Origin of the sequence: Paenibacillus sp. FSL P4-0127 (assembly GCF_038007325.1) — a bacterium.
GTDB lineage: Bacteria > Bacillota > Bacilli > Paenibacillales > Paenibacillaceae > Fontibacillus > Fontibacillus macerans.
This window is the reverse complement of sequence record NZ_JBBOWY010000001.1, coordinates 5,358,151-5,378,913: the sequence shown is the minus strand read 5'-3', so window position 1 is coordinate 5,378,913 and position 20,763 is coordinate 5,358,151. Positions and strand designations below refer to the sequence as shown.

The following is a 20,763-nucleotide window of genomic DNA, read 5'->3' as shown; positions in this document are numbered from 1 at the left end:
ATGATAGTCTTTCATTTGCTCCAATTTCATGTTTTACAATTTAGCTACTAGTTCTCTAAAACTCTGATACAATTACTATATATACTATTTTAGTACATAAAATAATATTGCTGAAAGTAGGTCAATGGAAATGAAGCAAAGGCATCATTGGTTCAGACTTGTTGTGTTTACCGTAATGGCGCTGGCCTTGGTTTTTACAGCCGGAGCCGATTACGCGGCGGCGGCCTCCTCAAAGGGGACCAAAGCCAATAAAATGGTGGCGTTAACCTTTGATGATGGACCGGACAAAAAATATACCGATAAGGTGCTTGATATTTTGAAGGAACACAAAGTAAAGGGCACGTTTTTTGTAGTAGGAGACAGGGTTAAGCAGTATCCCGATGTTATGAAACGCATCGTACAAGAAGGTCATGCTCTGGGCAATCATTCGTGGAGTCATTCTGAATTAACCAAGCTAAGCAAAGAGAAGGCCCGCCAAGAAATTGTAAAGACGGATAATGCGATTCGCGAGATTACCGGCGCTGCACCGACCATGATGCGCCCTCCCTATGGGGCGACATCGGCTCGGGTGAAGGGAGAAATTAAGGCGTTGGGACATGCCGAGGCGCTGTGGAATATAGATACCCGGGACTGGGCGGCGGACAGCTCCGTTGCCGATATTCTCAAAGCGGTGAAGTCCAACTCCAGTAACAAGATCACCGTGCTGATGCATTCCGGGGGAGGAAAACGGGATAAGACGGTCAAGGCGCTTCCCCAAATTATTGATTACTACCGGTCGAAAGGCTACACTTTTGTTACGATGGCCGAACTTAACGGTTTGCCTGACAATCTGGGAGGATCCAAAGCTTCCAGCGGCTCTACGGACGCCGCCGACGCCGCAAAATCGCAGGCTTTGCAGGATACCGGCAAAATAGCTACGGTTACTGTTGACAGTTTAAACATTAGAAACGGCGGCGGCTTGCAGTATGAGGTAATCGCCAAAATTCCTGAGGGCTCGCAAGTCACCCTTTTGGCCAATGAAGGGGATTGGTTCCATGTCAAGTTGCCGGATGGACGGACGGGTTGGGCAAGCGCCGGCTATTTAAGCGTCAAGTCGGATGCTTCTGGCGATACGCCTCAACTTGATGAGGCGAATAGCGCTACCCAACGCAACATCCGTTTGATTTACAATGGCTCGGAAGTTAATTTTCCGGATGCAAAACCGTATATGGATGCAAACAGCAGAATACAGGTGCCCGTCAGGTTTATGGCAGAATCCCTGGGCTTTTACGTGAAATGGGAGGGAAGCGGGACTCAAAAAACGCTTATTTTATCCAAAGGCGATGTGAATGTCGAATTGAAAATCGGCGACAACTCCGCTGTTGTCAACGGGATGCCAATAAGTATGGATACTAGCGCGATGTTACTTCAGGGAAGAACCTATGTCCCTTTACGATTTTTGAGTGAACTTGCCGGAATGGATATTACGTGGAGCTCCGCCGACGATACCGTTACACTGTCTTACAAGAAGCCGGTAGAAGACATCGCCAAACCGCCAGAAGACACCGCCAAACCGGCAGAAGATTACACCGCACCGCTAGAAGGCAACGCTGCACCGCCAGAAGACAATGCCGAGGATTGGACCACGTCCGGCGATACTTACATATTGTCCGCTCCAAGGGCTACTGTCGAGCAAGCCAAAGCATGGGCAAGGGCCAAGGGAGCGACGGACGTGTTCATAGATCTAGCGGATATTGTCTGGGAGGAGGCGCTCGAAGCGGGCGTCGATCCGGTTGTGGTGTACTGCCAGGCTGCAAAGGAAACGGGCTTTGGAAAATTTGGCGGCTTATTGGATGAAACGTTTAATAATCCGGCCGGCTTAAAAACGCAGGTAGGCGGCTCCGACACGGATCATCTGGCACATCAGCGCTTTTTCAGTTGGCAGGAAGGGGTTCAGGCGCAGATTGATCACTTGGCCCTGTACGCAGGCGCTCCAGGTTATCCTAAAGCGTATACACCCGATCCAAGGCACTTTCCAGGTTTGTTGGGGCAGGTCGTTACGGTGGAAGCATTAGGCGGATCATGGGCGACCAGCCCCACTTATGGCATCGAAATTGTTGGGATGATGACGGAATTGGAAACGACGGCAAGCAACTTCTAAGAGATCGTCTCCCTGGCCTGAATCGCGACGCGAAAACAACGAATGTCTTTGATTAGTACACCGATAAATTTAAACCCATGGCTGAATTTTGTAGTCATGGGTTTTTTATATTAAAACTTATAAGCTCACTTTAATCAACGCTTTTCAAGCTGTAAGCAACCGAGGTCGTGTTATAATGTAAAAACACCGTTAAAGCTACTGAACCAAAAAATAGAAGACGGATGGAGGGCCTGAAGGTGATCATTTCAATTGATGCCTACACGGAAGAAAAACTAGCGGAATGTTTGGCAGGACGTCCCGGTTTTTTTAAGCTTTTTTATGATACCGAGGATTGCGGGTGCAATGGGGTGTTGGTCATCCACATTCTTGAGAAACCGCTTGAAACCGATATTACGATTACGGTAAAACAGTTTACTTTTCTGATCGACAAGCAGCAGGAGAGCTTGTTTGACAATACATTGAAGCTGGGAGCGGATCGAGCATATCCGTCGTTCAAGGTGACCAGTGATTCGGCATTATACAGTGCCAACATCAGGATTAAAGACGTCAGGGGGAGTTGAACCTCTGTCTTGAAATCCGGATAAATTCGGACATAGCTGCAGTTTCATAAGTATCTTTACGGCGTATGAATAGAGTTGGTGTTAAATAGGATTTATCCGAAATCTGATGAATGCGCAAGTTATATTGGACCATGGCTCTTTCAACCACCGAGCGAGGTAACAGGGATACCCCGAGACCCGCATGAATACATCCAAGGATGCCTTCCAATGTTCCGAACTCCATGATCTTAGCCGGAATAATTCCTTGCAAATGCAACCAATCCTCGAGTTTTGTTCAAAATGCTGAATCCCCGAGTTTATCAGCGGAAAATCCAGCTATCTTCGCCTGGCTTCTTGTTGCTTATGGGCTCGAGGGGTTGGGTTATATAGTAAGCGCGACGTTTCTTGTAGCCATGGTTAAGCAAATGCCTCAAGTGTCAAGTTTTGCCGACTATAGCTGGATTATCGTTGGGATAGCGGCGGTACCATCAACCGTGTTCTGGTCCTGGTTGGCAAGTAAAGCCGATTACATCAAACCGTTGATTATTGCGCTTGTCCTGCAGGCCGTTGGGGTCATACTGCCGGTATGGCTTCCCAATATATTCGGCGTAACGTTAGGGTCTATCCTTTTTGGCGGCACGTTTATGGGCATTTCCATGCTTGCTCTCGCCGCGGCTCGTATGTCTAGACCATCCAGTGGGAATAGAGCCATTGCTTTGATGACGGGCTTTTTTGGTATCGGGCAAATACTCGGTCCCATCGGAGCCGGAATCGTGTTGGAAGTGACGCATAGCTACAGCCTATCGCTTCTTTTGGCCACATTGGTGCTTGTTGCTGCCGCTATAATATTGCTAATTGGTGCAGTTATTTCAAGTCAAAAAGCGGCGATGGGAAATTTAAACCAAACTCGTATTCATCCTGATCAAGAGCTAATTTAGATCGTAGGCAATTTGCGTTGGAACCAGATACAAATGGAATGGATGATTAACGAAAAAAATTAAAAGTCTGAGATTTTACAATAAAAGGAGGTCCTTAAAAGTGCTTGAAACTGATTTGACGCGTACGCTTAAAATTCGCTACCCGATTTTTCAAGCGCCGATGGCCGGTGGCGTTTCGACACCCGAATTAGTTGCGGCTGTTTCAAATGCCGGCGGGCTGGGCAATCTGGGGGGCGGATACTTAACGCCGGAGCAACTCCGGAGCGAGATCCAAAAAATCAAGCAGCGAACGGACCGGCCTTTCGGAGTAAATTTGTTTGTGCCTGAGCAAGCGGAAGAGTCGGAAGAAGCAATTTACCGGATGACGGATTATCTGAATAAATACCGCATCGAACTTGGCACGGCTCAAAATCCATCGCTTATGAAGTTTTCAGAATCATTTGAGGAACAGGTACAGGTACTTTTGGAGGAGCGTGTACCCGTATTTAGCTTCACGTTTGGCATACCCTCTCAAGACGTGATCCAAACCATAAAACAGCATGGAATATTCATCATTGGAACGGCAACAACGGTTGATGAAGCCAAGCAATTGGAAGCAGCCGGCGCAGATGCCATTGTGGCTCAGGGGAGCGAAGCAGGCGGGCATAGGGGGACCTTCACGAAAGACCCTTCTCATGCTTTGATCGGCACGATGACTATTGTTCCGCAGATCGTTGACCATGTGTCGATCCCGGTCATCGCAGCGGGGGGAATCATGGATGGGCGGGGACTTGCAGCAAGCCTTATATTAGGAGCTTCAGCCGTACAGATGGGCACGGCGTTTCTGGCCTGCCCCGAGAGCGGAGCCCACGAAACGTACAAACAGAAAATCCTCTCGACAAACGAGGAATCCACGGAAATTACGCGTGCATACTCCGGAAAAGCTTCAAGAGGCATTCAAACCCAATTTATGATTGACATGCATCAGTACCCGGGAACCATCCCGGCTTACCCTATTCAAAACGCGATGACCCGGGACATTCGCCAGGCGGCTGCAAAAGCGAACAACCCCGAGTATATGTCACTTTGGGCGGGTCAGGGCCTTCGGTTAGCAAGCGGCCAACCTGCCGCTTCAATTGTTAAACAAACCATCGATCAAGCCAGTGTTCTTGTCCGAAAACGATCTTCTATTTGAATGTTTGACAATAAATAGGGCTCAAAACCGAGATCAGTGCTTGACAAAATAAATTATGATAGTGTTCGTGTCTTGGTATCCTTGCATGCTGCATTGCACGATTATCGCTTTTGTTCAGGGGGGGAGAGGGTGGTGGCTAATCACGGTCCTTTCATTTTTTTCGGTGTCTTGCCCCATTCCTCCCGTCAGGTCTGCTTCACTTCTCTTAAACCTCATTCTCTTAAACCTCTATCTCACAAACCTGTCTAACGATCTCGAACATGTCTGCTGCTCCCAAGCCTATTTTCTTCTCCTGAATTTATCTTCCTTTCTGCTTCCGGATCAAACGGGATAATCGTGCAAAGCGTCCGGACAGCAGATGTTGATCTGCCGATATTTCTTGCCATGATCGGTTCCCGGCTTGACTGTCAAGCGCCAATTATTAGGTTGAGCCATAAATAGGGAAAAAAATTTTGTAGCAATTCCGAGTAAACTGATGTAAAATGACAGAAATAAATTTTCCGGAACAGTCGTAGTGTAGAAGTTTAGAAAGGGTTGGGCATCATGATTACTTTATCCAATATTCAAGTTACCTTTGAAACTGGGTCACAACCGGTTACAGCCGTTCAGGATATCAGCTTGCAGGTTGACGCGGGAGACGTATACGGCATTGTCGGCTACAGTGGGGCCGGGAAGAGCACGCTGGTTCGTGTGATTAATCTGCTGCAGCGGCCTAAGGCGGGAAGTGTGGTAGTAAATGGGCAGGATTTGCTGGCTTTGCAGCCTAAGGATTTGCGCTTGGCCAGGAAGCGGATCGGGATGATCTTTCAGCATTTTCATCTGATGAACTCCAGAACAATCTATGACAATGTGGACTTTCCCTTGAAGAGTTCCAAGCTCTCGAAGCGTGAAAGGGACCGGAAGGTTAAACAATTGCTAGAGCTGGTAGGCTTATCGGATAAACTGAATGCTTATCCTTCACAATTGTCAGGGGGGCAGAAGCAAAGGGTAGCTATAGCCAGAGCGCTGGCGAATGATCCGGAAATATTGCTGTGCGATGAAGCGACCAGTGCCTTGGACCCGAAGACGACGCTATCCATTCTGGAATTGCTGAAAAATTTAAATCAAACGCTGGGACTGACTATTGTCATTATTACGCATGAAATGCAGGTCGTGAAAGAGATCTGCAATAAGGTTGCCGTTATGGAAGCCGGGCGGATTATCGAGCAGGGCGATATCGTCTCGATCTTTAGCCGTCCGCAAAATACGTTGACCCGTGATTTCATTAATACGGCTACTCATATTGAGCAGATGCTGGACAAGCTCACGTTGCATCCTTCACTCCTTCATCTGAAGGATAACGATATGCTGTGCAAGATTTCTTATATCGGCGATAGTACAAGTGAACCGGTTATCTCCGAGCTTACTGCCCGTTACCGGGTTAAGACGAATATTTTATTCGCGAATGTGGAGATCTTACAGCAGACGCCTATTGGCAATCTGATCGTAGTGATGTCTGGCTCTACCAGTGATCTGGAGGAAGCTTTGCGCTACTTGCAGTCGGCTCGGGTAGACGTTGAAGTTATCAATTCCCGGCTTCTTCAGAATAGTAAGGTGGGTGATCCAGCATGAATGAGTTTTTTACGAAATATTTCCCTAACATCTGGAATTTAAGAGAGGACATCCTGCTAAGCACCTATGAGACGATTTATATGGTGGTCGTTACCTCGTTATTTTCCGTGTTATTTGGAATATTGTTTGGCGTCACCCTGGTTGTGGCGGACAGGGGAGGGATTCTGGAGAACAGGCTGGTTTATAGTGTGTTGGAGAAACTCATTAACCTGTTCAGATCCATTCCCTTCATCATTCTTATCGCTGTTGTCGTGCCGCTTACCCGTCTTATTACAGGCACATCGATCGGCATGAATGCGGCGATCGTGCCCCTGGTCATCGGCATCGTGCCTTTCTATGCCCGGCAAATACAGAATGCGTTAGTGGAAGTTGATTCCGGGATTATTGAAGCAGCTCAGTCAATGGGGTTGGGGCCGCTTGAGATTATTTTCCGCGTGTACCTGAAAGAAGGCTTGTCTGCGATTATCAGGGCCTCCTCGGTGACGATCATTAACCTGATCGGGCTGACCACGATGGCTGGGGCCATCGGCTCGGGCGGCTTGGGTAGTTTGGCTATCAATAAGGGGTACAACCGATTCCAGACGGATATTACACTTGTAGCTACGATTCTGATCTTGATTCTGGTGTTCGTGTGCCAATTCATCGGGGATTATTTCACCAAGAAGACGACGCATTGACATCGGGGTATTACTAGGGTTTGCGCGGGATACTGCCTCTAATCTCTGGGCGGGTACCGGTCAAATATACAACATTATAAAAAGGACTGAAAAACAATGGCAAAAGTAGAAAGCTTCCAATTGGACCACACGATCGTAAAGGCTCCTTATGTCAGGGCGGCAGGGCTTGAGCATGACGAAAAAGGCAGCACTGTGCAAAAATATGATCTTCGCTTCCTGCAGCCGAATAAAGACGCTATTCCGACGGCAGCACTTCATACCCTTGAGCATCTGCTCGCTACCTATATGAGAGACGAGATTCAAGGCATCATCGATATTTCTCCGATGGGATGCAGAACCGGATATTATCTGATTCTCTGGAATGAGCATGATCCCGAAGAGATCGCATCCGCATTGGAACGAACGCTGAAGCGCGTGCTGGAAACAACCGAGGTTCCGGCTGTCTCAGCGCTGGAATGCGGCAATTACAAGGATCATTCCCTGTTCTCTGCTCAAGAATACGCGAAGATCGTATTGCAAGCCGGAATCAGCAGAGATCCTTTTGAAAGAGTATTGTAATCGCCATGATTACTTTGGATTTATCGCCTCAAACGGCGGTTGTAACCGGCGGCAATTCAGGCATTGGACAAGGCATCGTACAAATTTTACTGCAGAGCGGGGCCAGGGTCATTTCTGCCGATCTCGCTCATGAAGGGGATTATAAAGAAGTTAACGGGCAGTTGTTTGAGTCCAGATTGGATTTGTCCCGATCGGAGGATATCTATCGCTGGTCAAATATTGTGTTGGAACAGGCGGGGATTCCGGATATCGTCGTGAATTGCGCTGGCACTTCCACGATGGATTACGTGATTGACAGCAAGCTGGAGGATTGGGAGAAGGTATTCTCCATTAATTCTACGGGGTTATACCTGGTATCGAAAATATTTGCGAAAGCGATGGTCGATGCCGGAAAGCCGGGCAGAATTATCCAAATGGCTTCGCAGGCCGGCAAGAACGGCTACCGGGCTATGGGGGGATATTGCGCATCGAAGCATGCGGTGCTTGGATTAACCAAGGTGATGGCGATTGAACTGGCACGGCATAACATACTCGTCAATGCGATATGTCCGGGTATTGTGGAGACGCCAATGAAGCATCGGGAGCGCATCGAAGGCGGATTAATCCGCGGCATGACGGCCGAGGAGATCTATGCGGAGGACTGTTCCCAAATTCCGCTGGGCAGAACGGCCGAGGTCAGGGATGTTGCCAACGTCGCTCTTTTTTTGGCCAGTTCCTTGTCTTCGTATATGACAGGGCAAGCCATTAATGTAACTGGCGGTATGACCATGCATTAGGAGAAATTTGCATCCAGATATAAAGGGGAGAAGATTATATGAGAAAAAGTAAACTATGGGGCGGACTAGCACTCGGATTGGTATTGATACTGGCGACTGCGGGCTGCGGCGGCAAATCATCGGGCGATGGCGAGAAGATTGTTATTGGTTCGCAGGGTTCCGATGCTCAGATTTGGAAGCATATCGCGCAATCACAAGCGGCTAAGGATGCCAAGCTTAATATTGAAGTCAAGGAGATCAATGGCGGCGTTGAGTTGAACAACGCTACCAAGGAAGGCGAAGTCGATGTGAATGCTTTTCAATCCTGGGCTTATCTCGTCAACTATAATAAAGAAAGCAATGCCAATCTGGTAGCAACAGCGACCACATATCTTGAACCGATGGGCATCTATTCACAGAAGATCAAGGATATTAAGGAGGTTCCGGACGGCGCCCTCGTCGCCCTGGCAGATAACCCGGCCAATACGGCCAGAGGCTTAAGCCTGCTGCAGGCTGCCGGGCTGATCAAATTGAAGGATGATTTTAATTTGGGGACAGGTACGGTTAACGATATTGTCGAGAATCCTAAAAATCTGAAGTTCAAGCTGATCGACGATACAACCGGCCCGCGGGTGATTCAAGACGTCGATCTGGTACTGATCGGCAATACGATTGCTCTGGAAGGCGGATTGAATGTCCTGAAGGACTCCTTGTTCCATGAGGAAATTTCCGTAGATACGAAGAACAGCATCAATGTGCTGGCGACTACTTCCGATAAGCAGAATGATCCAGGCATTCTGAAATTAGGTGAGTTGTATCACAACGAGGATACGCAGAAATATATTGAGCAGGAGTTCGGCGGCACAAAGGTGCCTGTAGATAAGCCGATCTCTTATCTGCAAGAATAGAGAGGCTCTATGCGGATTGCTATAATTGCGGCGATGGAGGAGGAGATAACTCCTTTTCGCAGTCAGGCTCAAATTACGGCCAGGACCCAAGTAGGCAAGGTTATCATTGAGGAGGCTGTGTACCGGGGCCAATCCCTAATCCTCGTAGAAAGCGGCATCGGCAAAGTCAACGCAGCCGTCGCAACCACGCTGTTGATCGAACGGTATCAGCCGGATCTGATCCTAAATTCCGGATCGGCTGGCGCATTTGGCGCAGGATTGAGCGTCGGCAATGTCGTTGTTGCAACGCGGTACATTTATGGCGATGTTGATGCTACTTGCTTCGGATATGAACCCGGTCAGGTTCCGCAAATGCCAGCCAGCTACGATTTGGATGCTGGCTTGCTGGATCGGGCGAGGAGAGTAGCTGCAGCGGCAGAGCTCCAGTATTCTCTCGATTTCGGATTAGTACTGACCCTGGATTCATTCATGAGTGAGCCGGAGCGGGTAGAAAGGATCAAATCAACCTTCCCCGCCGCCAAGGTATCGGATATGGAAGGGCTTGGCATAGTGCAGGCCGCTGCGCAATATGGAATACCGGTATTAGCTGTAAAAGCGGTATCCGATATCGCCGGACATGGCGGTGTGACGGCTAACAGCTTCGATGATAATTTGGATGCCGTTGCCGCTCATGCCGCACACTTTACGGATCTGCTAATTCAGCAGCTTCAGTTGGGTCTATGAAAAGGTATTAAATGAATCCATTTTGAAATTCAAAAAGAGCGAGTGTTCGTGGCCGGATTTCCACAAATGCTCGCTTTTTCTTTTTTTGAATTCAGAAAGCTGATTACTCTGCAGTGTAACAACCCAATTCTTAGTAAGTATTATTGTTGAAATCAAAGCTTTTAATCACGTCAAGACCAAGCTTTTTGGTATGGGCAGCGTATGATTTGTGATTGATATGGTTTATAAAAGTTATCAATATCGGATATTTTTTGCTCATTTGCATCCACTATAGCAGATATATCCTCAACAGTAGCGTTTCTATATATCATTGTGACCCTCCTAGTGTTTTGGACATTATCAAATCAACCTGCTCTTCATCCCCCATATAAAAAGAGTGAGCCCCGGTTTGAACAAAACCCATTTTTTTATAAAAGTCGATGGCGTTTTCGTTCTTTTCCCAAACTCCCAGCCAGACCGTCTTTTTGGCTTGGCTTATGGCTATTTCCAGCGCTTTGTTGATTAGATATTTTCCCAGCCCTTTTCTTTGAAATTTGTTTCTTATATAAATCCGCTCAATTTCGAGGGAATCATCACCCATGTTTTCGGATTGGGCGTCATTCATATTTACCTTTAAATATCCGGCGGGTTCTTCATTAAACCAGATGAAATAGAATTCCGAAAAGCTATTGGACAGTTCCTTTTCCAACTGGTCAGCGTTAAATGCTTTTTCCAAATAGGCTTGCAGGTTTTCGGGTGAATTTTGATCTTTAAATGTATCGTTGAAGGTTTCAATGCTTATTTCTTGGAGTGTTTGCAAATCTTCACGGCGGCATTTTTTTATTTTTACGGTCATTGTTATAAGCTCCTTTTTATTTTTATCGCCTAGTCGGATGGCGGGCAAAAGTGTGTTTGACCGGCCCCACTCTGACCATTAATTGCAAATACATCGACGCTTATTTCCCAATTTCATGTTTCCTTGAAAGTACGCCGATATACGTTTTTCCTAACTGACTAGTTTCAGCCCCACAGCAGAGCCGAGGACCAATCCTATACACAAAATGCGCATTATGTTTCGCGGCTCATTATAGAGGATCATTCCCAGGATCGCTCCGCCAGAAGCGCCGATTCCAGTCCATACGGCGTAAGCTGTTCCCATGGGGAGTGTTGTCATGGCCAATGACAAAAATACAAAACTAAGGCCAAAACCAGCTATCAAAAGAGTTAACGATTGCCAATTGCGGGATTGATTAAACTTGTTGATAAGCAGTACCCCGGTCATTTCAAAAAGGCCGGCCAGAATCAAATACACCCAGTTCATATTCCGCTTGCCTCCTCCTTCTTGTTTTTGCTAAGCATTTTCAGTCCAATCACGCCAATGAGCAGCAGGCCGATCAAAACTATTTTCGCAGCGCTTAAGTCAGCGTTAAACAGAAGGATATCGGCAACCACAGTCCCTGTCGTCCCCAAGCCGACAAATACGGCGTATACCGTTCCAACCGGTAATGAACGCGCTGCCCTGATCATCAAATAAAAGCTGATGTAAATAGCGATCAGTGTACCACCCCATTCCCAAAAGTGATCCGCATGCTTCAACCCAATAACCCAAGCAACCTCGAATATAGCCGCAACAATGACGGAAATCCACGTTTTGTTCATAACTCTTTCCTCCTTAAACTCTTTTTTTAAATTTGGGCTCAAGACCAAAGTCGATGGAGGTAGGCTCTCCAAACCACTTTGCACCTTTATTCCTTTGGTTCAGGAAGTCAAGTCACCTGGTCAAACGGGATAATCGTGCAAAGCCACCGGATAGCGAGTCTCGCTCCAGGCCACGGTCTGTTGCCGGCTTGACTGTCAAGCACGGATGATTAGGTTGAACCTAAATTTAGCCACAAAAAAATAGCCTGGGAAATAAACCGCTAAATGCGTTTATCTCCCAGGCTTTTATCCCTCCGTGTCACAGCCGCTTGGCTGTGCGTTTTCTCTCGGACCAGACCAGTCTTGCGACCGCGGAACCCTAGAAAACTTTTATATTCGGTTATTGGCTAAAATCATGCTAACACACGATGTGATTTAAGTCAATTTTCAATACCTGGTCAGCCTTGCCCCCAATATATACCATATGGAACAAGCAGAGTTCACGAGGAGAGGGGGCCCCCTCTCTTCTTTAGCGTTTAGAGAAAATGGCCTTACGCTTGTGAGAGCTTAAATAAGAGTATGTCGTAAGATGCACAGTGAATTGTCGTCAAAACGGTAGTGTGGGAATGAGAAATTTGTTATGATTCTGTAATCGAAAAATAACCGATAATAGGATGATGACAGGACTGCCCTAGCCCGCTTCGGCAGTCTTTTAATGAGAACGTGGGGTGAAGAGTCATGAAAATCCGGCATATTTCACTGAATTCGCTGCGATTCAAGATGGTTGTGGGGCTGCTGCTGGTTTTGATTCCGCTCATCACGCTGCTGATCTATAACAACTACTACAGCATCCACGTTGTGCGTAACCAAGTGACGCTCTCCAATAAAAATTTACTTTCTTTATACACAAGACAGATCGACACCCAACTGCAGGATGCGGATCGAAATCTAATTCGTTTGTTGACTTACGACTACAGCATCCAGTCTATGGGCGCCCCTAATTCGGAGGACGAGTACCAAATGGCCAAGTACCGTGTCTCGCTTACGCTCGCGAACGATATTACTCTCTACAAATCCGTCGATGCTTTTTTTGTGTATTCCCGTGCAAGGCAGGATTTATTGGACGTTTTTAAGGACGGGGTTCCCTTTTCGGAAAGGGATCAGGTAGAGCAGTTTTTGCACCGTTTCCTTGGTGATCGCACCATTCTTGCGGAGACCGGCAGCAGCAAATGGTTTGTGCGGAAAATCGGACAAGACTACTATGTACTGCGAGTGCTTCAATCGGGCGACCTTTATATCGGGGCATGGGTAAACGCGAAAACATTGCTTATCCCGCTTCATTTGATCGATCTGGGCAAGGAAGGAAGCGCGCTGCTCGTAACCAATCAGGGAGAACCGATGGTCAGCACCAATCCTTTGATGGTTGAAAATATCGATTTCACGATGGGGTTTGAGCAGTCTTACACGTCTGGAAGTAAAAATAAGGTGTTAATCGTCGGGGAATCTTCGCAAATAGGTGATTTTAACCTGGTAGCGGCTATCCCGAATGAGCAAATTTTGCAGAATCTGCCGCATTTGACGCGAATCATTGCGTTCATTTCACTGGCTTCCATTGGTCTTATCCCGCTCAGCCTGCTGTTGCTTCGCCATATCCTTCTCCTGCCGCTCAAACGGTTGATTTCCGTTATGAGAAGGATCAACGACGAGGGCAACGTAAAAATGCGAATCAAGCCGTACCGTACATCCGATGAATTTCTGTTGCTTAATGAAACCTTCAACACGATGATGGGGCAAATTGAGGATTTGAAAATCAGCGTGTACGAAGAGCAGTTGAGTAAACAAAAGGCGGAACTGCAGCACCTGCAGCTTCAGATTAATCCGCATTTTTTCATGAACTCCTTGAACATTTTGTTTAATCTGGCCCAAGTAAAAAACTACGAATTGATTCAAGAAATGATCTTGTGTTTGGTGCAGTATTTCCGTTTCATGTTCCGCAGCAACTTGACGTTCGTCTCTCTGCAGGAGGAATTGCAGCATGTCCGCAACTACGTCCGGATTCAGGAACTCCGCTTTCCGCACAGCTTAACCTGTACCATCAACGTTCCTGACTTTCTGGAGAATGTTCAAGTACCGCCGCTAGTAATCCAAACCTTCTTGGAAAATTCGATCAAGCACGGCGTGACGCTGGAGGAGCCTATACATTTATCTGTAGATATCGATTTACAGGAAACCGGGCTGGAGCCATATATCGAGATCTTCATCCGCGATACGGGGAAAGGGTTCGAGGAGGAGATACTAACTCAGATACGCTCAGGAAACCGTGTCATTGACGAAAAAGGCGAGCATATCGGAATATGGAATGTTCGCAAGCGATTGCAGCTGTTGTATGGCGATAAAGCGGCCCTTTCTTGTTATAACGGTTTTCCGCGCGGTGCCGTTGTAGAAATCAGGCTTCCATATTATTCGGAAAGAGGAGTCTAAGGAATGCTTCAATTATTGATTGTTGACGATGAAATTCATGCCGTAGAGGGGATCCGTTCGGGAATGGATTGGCATAAGCTAGGCATAACAGCCGTGTTCACCGCTTTTACCGTAAAACAAGCCAGGGAGCTGTTCGAAAAAGAACGGATCGATATGATGCTGTGCGATATTGAAATGCCGCAGGCCACAGGATTGGAGTTGACGGCATGGGTCAGGGAGCGGTATCCGCAGACGGAAACGATTTTCCTGACCTGCCATGCCGATTTCAAATATGCCCAGGAGGCTCTCCAATTAGGGAGTCTGGATTACATTCTCAAACCGGTCCCTTTTGGCGAGCTTGAGAAAGTACTTCTTAAAGCGATCCATAAAATTAACAAGAAAACGGAATTAGCCGAATACAGCCAATATGGCCGATTCTGGTTCCGGCATCAGCCGGTGTTGATCGAACGGTTTTGGCTGGATATTTTGGACCAGACGATCCCGCCGCAAGCGGAGTCGGTAAAGCGGGCCGCGGACGAGCGCAATCTCCCTTATACCGAAGATATGAAATTTGTGCCGGTTCTTATTAGTGTGCAGAGGTGGCATAAACTATTGACTTTGCGCGATGAGAAGATTTTGGAATTTGCGCTTAGAAGTTCTGCCGAAGAAATTTTGCTCGGTCCCCGTCAAGACGGAAAAGTAATTGTGATCGGCAGCGGACGATTGCTGGCCATTTTATCCGCGGAGAGCAATGGAGAGATCGAATCATCGCTGAGGGAAGCTTGCGAACAATACATCGCGAGTTGCAGGCAGTATTTTTACTGCGATTTATCCTGTTACATCGGAGAAAGTGTCCGCGGACACGAGATGTTCGATATGGTAAACCGGCTTAACGCTTTAGAGGTAAACAATGTTGCATATAACAATAAGGTTTTCCTGCTGTCCCGTGTTCGATTACTACCTCCCGTCAATCGGCTCCCTGATATGAGCTTGTGGGCGCTCATGCTGAAGGAGGGAAAGGACAGCCGGGTATTGGAAGAGGCGGCCGGTTATTTAGATCGGCTCGTGCAGCAGGATGCATTGGATGCGAAGCTGCTGCGCCAATTTTATCAGGATTTCGAGCAGATGTTGTATTATATGCTTCAGACCAAAGGGATTCAGGCTCATCAATTGTTCAGCGATAACGTTTCAGTGGGACTTGCTGCGAGCGCAACCCGTTCCGTGACCGAACTGACCGCATGGATGAAGCATACGGTTGGCAAAGCGCTGGAATATGTAAACACGGTTGAGCAATCGAAGAGTGTTATCGAAAGAGTCAAGCATTACATTAAACTTCATATTGCACAAGATCTGTCGCGGGAAGACATAGCGAATCACGTGTTTTTGAACCCGGACTATCTGACCCGGATCTTCAAGAAAGAGACCGGGATGGCTGTCTCGGATTATTTGTTTCAGGAACGGCTCAAGCGGGCGCAAGAACTGCTCGCCAATACCGATATGCCGATCAGCGCCGTCGCATCCCATATCGGTTATGCTAACTTTTCTCATTTTTCCCGGATGTTCAAGAGGTACACCAGCCTTACTCCAAACGAATATCGCCAGGCAAATCAGGGGGAATGGTCATGACGATAAGCCTAAAGGGTGTAAGCGCTCTCCTCGTTGCGGCGGCGCTTCTTTTATCTGCATGTGACGGCAATAATGGACAAGCGCCGGCAGCGGGAGATCGGTCCGCGAAGCCGACGGAACAAGCGGTGGAGCTGAATGTGGCTTTCCCGATCTTCAGAGCAGTGCCAAAGGACTTGCCTTTGGTGCAGGATTCGATTAACAAGATCGCACAGGAGAAAATCAATGCAACCGTAAAATTAATACCGATCAGCTACGGGAACTGGGACCAACAAGTCAATCTGATGCTCAGCAGTGAGGACAAGCTGGATTTGATGTTTGTCGAAGCAAATAATTACAGCAACTATGTTGCAAAAGGGCAACTCGTTGCGCTGGACCAGCTGCTTGAGCAGCATGGCCAAGGGATACAAAAAGCGCTGGACCCCGTCTATTTGAAAGCGGCCCGAATTTCAGGGGCTATTTACGGTATTCCGACGGTACGCGACTTTGCCAACAATCATGGATTTACCATGCGGCAGGATCTCGCGGATAAATATCATATCGACGTCAGCCACATTCGTACGCTGGATGATGTAGAGGCGGTCTTGAAAACGATCAAGGCTAATGAGCCCAATGTAGCGCCGTTGATTCCGGGCAACATTGGCCGGTCCATGCTTGATTCGTACCACACGTTCGACACGCTCGGCGATTCGATTGGCGTATTGCCGAATTATGACAACAATTTCAAAGTCGTCAATTTATACGAATCTCAGGAATATGCGCAGTTTCTCCAAAAGATGAGAAGCTGGTACACTCAAGGTTTAATCCAGAAAGATGCCGCAACGAATAAAACGTCCCAGTTCGATTTAATCAGGTTCAATCGCGGTTTTTCCTACTTCTCCAACATGAAGCCCGGGTTTGAACAGCAAGAATCGAAGAGCAGCGGCGTAGCGGTGGTTACGGCAAGCTTGCTTCCGCCGGTATCGACAACCTCAAACGTAACGAGTGTTATGTGGGGGATTCCGGTCAATTCCAGAACACCGGACAAAGCAATGGATTTCCTGAACCTGATGTATTCGGACAAAGAAATCGTGAATCTATTCGATTGGGGGATCGAAGGGAAGCATTATGTGTCACACTCGGATAACGTCATTGATTTTCCTCATGGCATCGACGCTCAAACTTCGGGCTACAGTTTAAATTTGGGATGGTTGTTCGGCAATCAATTCCTGTCTTATGTATTTAAAGGAAGCGACCCGACGATTTGGCAGCAAATGGATGAATTCAACAAGTCGGCAATAAAATCCAAGGCGCTTGGCTTTACGTTCGATGCAAGTCCTGTTAAGACGGAATACGCCGCGGTGTCCAATGTGGTTACGGAATACAAGCTTCCGCTCGAAACGGGCAGCGTCGATCCGGATAAGATATTGCCCGAATTTATTTCCAAGTTGAAATCCGCCGGAATCGATAAAATTATCGCGGAGAAACAAAAGCAGCTCAACGAGTGGGCGAAAAACAATAAGTAACGAGTTCGGAAAATTGCTTATGCTCCGGTCAACCTGACGTTGACCGGTTTTTTTGTTGGCGCAAAATAGTCGGCAAAGTGCAAAGAGGAAGTCGGGGAAACGGTAGTTGGACAAACAGGATTTCATTATTATGAGGGTACATGACCAGAGCATGAAACAAGGAGTGTTGTTGATGTTGTATCCCATAATGACCGAAACCCGCAGTTTGCTTGAGCTTAATGGAGTGTGGAACTTCAAGCTCGATCATGGTGCCGGTTTTGATGAGCAGTGGTATAAATCCAGATTGCAAGATGCGATTCCAATGGCCGTCCCAGCCTCTTTCAACGATATCGGGGTAACCGCCGATATTCGTGATCATGTAGGTTGGGTTTGGTACGAGAAAGAATTTACATTGCCCGGTGCGATGAAGGACGAGCGTTTGGTGTTAAGGTTTGGGTCAGCCACACATACGGCCAAGGTTTATGTCAACGGGGAGTTTGTTGTCGAACATAAAGGGGGATTCCTTCCTTTCGAAGCGGTGATTGATGATTTCGTCCATACGGGGGCAAATCGTTTGACTGTGGCCGTTAACAATATTGTTGATTATTCGACGCTGCCTGTAGGGCTTTATACGGAGATTGAGCTTCCGGGAGGCGGTAAAGAACTTAAAAACCGTCCCAATTTCGATTTCTTTAATTATGCCGGCATTCAGCGCCCCGTGAAGATTTACACGACTCCTCAAACGTTTATTCAGGATGTCACGGTGGTTACGGACATTGCCGGGAATTCCGGTGTGGTGAATTATTCTGTAGATTTTTCGGGCTCCGCCGACGTTCACGTAACCGTGCTTGACGAAGACGGGCGAGCGGTAGCCGCGGCAGACGGTGCCGAAGGTGCTGTCACCATTTCCGATGTACGGCTATGGCAGCCTTTGAACGCTTATTTATATACATTAAAAATAGAGCTAATCCGGGATAACAGCTTGATCGATGTATACGAGCAGCCCTTTGGCGTGAGAACTGTGGAAGTTAGGAACGGACAGTTTCTGATCAACCATAAACCGTTTTATTTTAAAGGGTTTGGCAAACATGAGGACACGCCCATTCACGGAAGAGGGATGGATGAAGCCGCTAATATCATGGACTTTAATCTGATGAAATGGATGGGGGCCAACTCTTTCCGCACCGCTCATTATCCCTATGCGGAAGAAATCATGCGTCTCGCCGACCGGGAAGGGTTTGTGGTTATTGATGAAACTCCTGCTGTAGGTCTGGATCTGAATTTTCTGGTGATGTTAACCGGCGGTGAGAAGAAAAATACGTGGAAAGAGGTACAGACTTTTGAGCATCATCAGCAGGTGATCAACGATTTGGTTAAACGCGACAAAAATCATCCTTGCGTAGTGATGTGGAATGTAGCTAATGAGCCAGCTTCTTATGAAGAAGGTGCCTATGAATACTTCAAACCGCTTATTGAATTGATGAGGGAAGCCGACCCGCAACAACGCCCGGTTACCTTAGTCACTCATATCGAGGCTTCGCCAAAGGCGGATAAAATCGCCGAGCTGGTGGATGTGCTGGCATTTAATCGTTATTACGGCTGGTATGTTGATGGGGGAGATTTAAAGTCCGCGAAAGCCAAGTTACGCGAAGAACTTAACGGTTGGCTGCAGCGCTGCCCGGAAAAGCCGATTATGATGACCGAATATGGAACCGATACGATCGCCGGCCTTCATGATGTGGAACCCATTATGTTTACGGAAGAATACCAAGTGGAGTTTTACAAGGCAAACCACGAAATCTTTGATGAATTTGACCATTTCGTGGGGGAGCAGGTCTGGAATTTTGCGGATTTTGCCACAAGTCAGGGAATCATCCGTGTACAGGGCAATAAAAAAGGGATCTTCACCAGGGATCGCAAGCCTAAAGCCGCAGCCCATGAATTAAGGAAACGGTGGACGCAAATTCCTGATTTCCATTATAAACAGAGCGAATAATCAGCGGGGGTGGAGGAAACATGAATCCGGAAAAAAATCTCGAAACTTTGCAAATTGAGCAAACAGGCACACAGACCAGAAAGTTTGGTTTTAGAGATAAGTTCGGCTATATGTTGGGGGATTTAGGCAATGACTTCTTCTTTATGCTCGTAGGATCCTACTTATTGGTCTATTATACAGACATTCTGGGGATCAGCCCAGTTGCTGTAGGGGTTCTCTTCATGATCGCAAGACTATGGGATGCGCTCGCGGACATTACATGGGGCAGATTTATCGACACAAGAAATCCGGGCAAACAGGGGAAGTTCCGGCCCTGGATTTTTAGAATGTCATTTCCGCTCGTCATTTGTGGCGTGTTAATGTTTGTACACATTCCCGGGTTGTCAGACGGCTTTTACGTTGCGTATGCCTATGTGACTTATATTTTATGGGGTACTTTGTACAGCACGGTCAACATTCCTTATGGTTCTATGGCATCTGTCATCACAGGTAATCCTGTTGAACGCACTACTTTATCTACTTTCCGTACGCTCGGTGCCACCATCGCTCAGTTGTTTGTCAATGCGGTAGTCCCATTGATTATTTTTGTAGACAACAAGATAGACGCAAACCGAATTTTGCTTGCTGCTGTTCTCTTTGCCATTTTATCTTTGGCTTCATATCTTGGATGCTTCCGATTGTCTACAGAGCGAATTACTTCCTACAACTCAAATAATAAAGTTAAATCCTCTATGTCTACAACATTAAAGGGATTGCTTAAAAACAAGCCGCTGATTTCAATTTTGGCTGCATCGTTGATTTTTATAGTGTTTTTGACCTTGATGGGAAGTACCAACGTATATTTGTTTAAAGATTATTTTAGTAGCTCTACAGCATTAAGCCTGGTAGGTGTAATGCAGGTGGCAACCGTTCTCATCGCCATGCCCCTGGCCAAACCGCTGGTTGCAAAATTTGGCAAGAAAGAAATTACCTGTGTGGGGTTGCTTCTGACCGTCATGGCATATGGAATACTGTACTTCTTACCGGATCTTTCAGCCAATCAATTTGTGGCCCTTTCCGCTATCGGCATGTTTGGTTACGCTTTCTTTAACTTAATGATCTGGGCCTTTGTCACGGACATCATTGATTATCATGAATCTCTAACAGGTTTGAGGGAGGACGGTACCATCTATTCTGTCTATTCATTTTCGCGAAAGGTGGGCCAAGCGGTCGCCGGAGGAGTTGGCGGATTTGCCATCGGACTTGTTGGCTACAATGTTAAGCTTGAAGTTCAGGAACAAAGAACCTTGGACGGTATCTATATGCTGGCTACTCTCGCGCCGGCGATCATTATTCTCTTTGCATTTTTAGTTATCGTTCTGCTGTACCCGTTGAGCAAAAATCGGACTCTGCAGCTTGCGGAAGATTTGAAGAAAAAAAGGAACGGTTAATTCAACAAACAGCCAAAATGAAGAAGCGATCCTGTATCACTCGCGTGATATCGGATCGCTTCCTGGTTTTTACCTCTTTTTCTTGATGTGTATAATAAGAGTTACAGCAAAACAAGGAGTAATATCAACT

Annotated in this window: 19 protein-coding genes and 1 riboswitch; of the genes, 15 read left to right on the top strand and 4 right to left on the bottom strand. The window is 47.1% G+C overall.

Annotated elements, in window-relative coordinates; genetic code table 11:
- Positions 1–130: 130 nt before the first annotated feature.
- Positions 131–2,140 (top strand): polysaccharide deacetylase family protein, encoded by a 2,010-nt coding sequence (locus NYE74_RS24000; RefSeq protein WP_341005204.1) that lies wholly within the window; start codon positions 131–133, stop codon positions 2,138–2,140.
- A gap of 236 nt (positions 2,141–2,376) precedes the next feature.
- Complete coding sequence (locus NYE74_RS23995; RefSeq protein ID WP_240751559.1) at positions 2,377–2,700, top strand: iron-sulfur cluster biosynthesis family protein; 324 nt, start codon at positions 2,377–2,379, stop codon at positions 2,698–2,700.
- Here NYE74_RS23995 and NYE74_RS23990 read toward each other — a convergent pair.
- Complete coding sequence (locus tag NYE74_RS23990; protein ID WP_082207845.1) at positions 2,687–2,923, bottom strand: LysR substrate-binding domain-containing protein; 237 nt, start codon at positions 2,921–2,923, stop codon at positions 2,687–2,689. The genes NYE74_RS23995 and NYE74_RS23990 overlap by 14 nt on opposite strands.
- On the opposite strand from NYE74_RS23990, the gene NYE74_RS23985 reads away from it, so the two are divergent.
- The 8 genes from NYE74_RS23985 to NYE74_RS23950 all read left to right on the top strand — a co-directional run bounded on the left by NYE74_RS23985 (position 2,898) and on the right by NYE74_RS23950 (position 10,023).
- A complete protein-coding gene (locus tag NYE74_RS23985) occupies positions 2,898–3,617 on the top strand; it encodes a YbfB/YjiJ family MFS transporter (RefSeq protein ID WP_227872645.1) in 720 nt (239 codons plus the stop codon). The two genes, NYE74_RS23990 and NYE74_RS23985, sit on opposite strands and share 26 nt — an antisense overlap.
- 100 nt (positions 3,618–3,717) lie before the next feature.
- Entirely contained in the window at positions 3,718–4,791 is a 1,074-nt protein-coding gene (locus NYE74_RS23980) for an NAD(P)H-dependent flavin oxidoreductase (RefSeq protein WP_213510022.1), read from the top strand.
- 543 nt (positions 4,792–5,334) lie between these two features.
- Positions 5,335–6,402, top strand: coding sequence for a methionine ABC transporter ATP-binding protein (locus NYE74_RS23975; protein ID WP_124331544.1), 1,068 nt, complete (start codon positions 5,335–5,337; stop codon positions 6,400–6,402).
- Positions 6,399–7,079, top strand: a complete 681-nt coding sequence (locus tag NYE74_RS23970; RefSeq protein WP_036624070.1) for a methionine ABC transporter permease — start codon at positions 6,399–6,401, stop codon at positions 7,077–7,079. The genes NYE74_RS23975 and NYE74_RS23970 overlap by 4 nt, the downstream gene beginning before the upstream one ends.
- A gap of 96 nt (positions 7,080–7,175) precedes the next feature.
- A complete protein-coding gene (locus NYE74_RS23965; RefSeq protein ID WP_124331543.1) occupies positions 7,176–7,637 on the top strand; it encodes an S-ribosylhomocysteine lyase in 462 nt (153 codons plus the stop codon).
- 5 nt (positions 7,638–7,642) lie between these two features.
- On the top strand, positions 7,643–8,413 hold the full coding sequence (locus NYE74_RS23960) for an SDR family NAD(P)-dependent oxidoreductase (RefSeq protein ID WP_124331542.1): 771 nt from the start codon (positions 7,643–7,645) through the stop codon (positions 8,411–8,413).
- 38 nt (positions 8,414–8,451) lie between these two features.
- Positions 8,452–9,300 (top strand): MetQ/NlpA family ABC transporter substrate-binding protein, encoded by an 849-nt coding sequence (locus NYE74_RS23955; RefSeq protein ID WP_124331541.1) that lies wholly within the window; start codon positions 8,452–8,454, stop codon positions 9,298–9,300.
- 9 nt (positions 9,301–9,309) lie between these two features.
- Positions 9,310–10,023 (top strand): 5'-methylthioadenosine/adenosylhomocysteine nucleosidase, encoded by a 714-nt coding sequence (locus tag NYE74_RS23950; protein WP_124331540.1) that lies wholly within the window; start codon positions 9,310–9,312, stop codon positions 10,021–10,023.
- A gap of 307 nt (positions 10,024–10,330) precedes the next feature.
- On the opposite strand, the gene NYE74_RS23945 is transcribed toward NYE74_RS23950, so the two are convergent.
- The 3 genes from NYE74_RS23945 to NYE74_RS23935 all read right to left on the bottom strand — a co-directional run bounded on the left by NYE74_RS23945 (position 10,331) and on the right by NYE74_RS23935 (position 11,661).
- Complete coding sequence (locus NYE74_RS23945; protein WP_124331539.1) at positions 10,331–10,858, bottom strand: GNAT family N-acetyltransferase; 528 nt, start codon at positions 10,856–10,858, stop codon at positions 10,331–10,333.
- 150 nt (positions 10,859–11,008) lie between these two features.
- Complete coding sequence (locus tag NYE74_RS23940) at positions 11,009–11,323, bottom strand: DMT family transporter (protein ID WP_036624065.1); 315 nt, start codon at positions 11,321–11,323, stop codon at positions 11,009–11,011.
- Complete coding sequence (locus NYE74_RS23935; RefSeq protein ID WP_316560483.1) at positions 11,320–11,661, bottom strand: DMT family transporter; 342 nt, start codon at positions 11,659–11,661, stop codon at positions 11,320–11,322. Before NYE74_RS23935 ends, NYE74_RS23940 begins: the two co-directional genes overlap by 4 nt.
- A gap of 272 nt (positions 11,662–11,933) precedes the next feature.
- Positions 11,934–12,034, bottom strand: a riboswitch (guanidine-I (ykkC/yxkD leader).
- A gap of 344 nt (positions 12,035–12,378) precedes the next feature.
- On the opposite strand from NYE74_RS23935, the gene NYE74_RS23930 reads away from it, so the two are divergent.
- The 5 genes from NYE74_RS23930 (at position 12,379) to NYE74_RS23910 (ending at position 20,633) form a co-directional block, all read left to right on the top strand.
- A complete protein-coding gene (locus NYE74_RS23930) occupies positions 12,379–14,121 on the top strand; it encodes a sensor histidine kinase (RefSeq protein WP_316560484.1) in 1,743 nt (580 codons plus the stop codon).
- Positions 14,122–14,124: 3 nt separating this feature from the next.
- Entirely contained in the window at positions 14,125–15,726 is a 1,602-nt protein-coding gene (locus NYE74_RS23925; RefSeq protein ID WP_036624062.1) for a response regulator, read from the top strand.
- Positions 15,723–17,228 (top strand): ABC transporter substrate-binding protein, encoded by a 1,506-nt coding sequence (locus tag NYE74_RS23920; RefSeq protein ID WP_036624061.1) that lies wholly within the window; start codon positions 15,723–15,725, stop codon positions 17,226–17,228. The genes NYE74_RS23925 and NYE74_RS23920 overlap by 4 nt, the downstream gene beginning before the upstream one ends.
- 172 nt (positions 17,229–17,400) lie before the next feature.
- Positions 17,401–19,203 (top strand): beta-glucuronidase, encoded by a 1,803-nt coding sequence (gene uidA, locus NYE74_RS23915; RefSeq protein WP_124331732.1) that lies wholly within the window; start codon positions 17,401–17,403, stop codon positions 19,201–19,203.
- A 20-nt stretch (positions 19,204–19,223) separates the two neighbouring features.
- Positions 19,224–20,633, top strand: a complete 1,410-nt coding sequence (locus tag NYE74_RS23910; RefSeq protein WP_036624059.1) for an MFS transporter — start codon at positions 19,224–19,226, stop codon at positions 20,631–20,633.
- Positions 20,634–20,763 lie beyond the last annotated feature (130 nt).